At 47.1% G+C, this 255-nt stretch carries 1 pseudogene; it reads right to left on the bottom strand.

Annotated features, from left to right (window positions below):
- Positions 1 to 255: pseudogene (locus tag H8K52_RS22140) on the bottom strand (IS5/IS1182 family transposase); the annotation flags it as partial.

Below are 255 nucleotides of genomic sequence, written 5' to 3'. Positions count from 1 at the left end.
CGGGATCGACCGGACTGATTTTGATTTCTTTCGTTGGCGGCTCTTCATCGTCGTCTTGATGCGAGAGTGGTTTTTTACCATGCGCCAAACGGTCGGCATCAATCGCGCTATTAAGTTCTTCTAGATAATGGACGGGCTTTTGCGCGACTTGATGAATATCATAGCCATTCTTATTTGCCGAGGCTTTGAGATGGGTGCTATCGCTGTAAAAGACACGTCCACCAATAAGTCCATGTCCAATCGCTTGTTCAACGA

This window comes from Affinundibacterium seohonense (assembly GCF_014284305.1).
In the GTDB taxonomy this organism is placed as follows: domain Bacteria; phylum Pseudomonadota; class Gammaproteobacteria; order Burkholderiales; family Burkholderiaceae_D; genus Undibacterium; species Undibacterium seohonense.
This window is presented reverse-complemented; position numbering and strand designations above follow the sequence as displayed.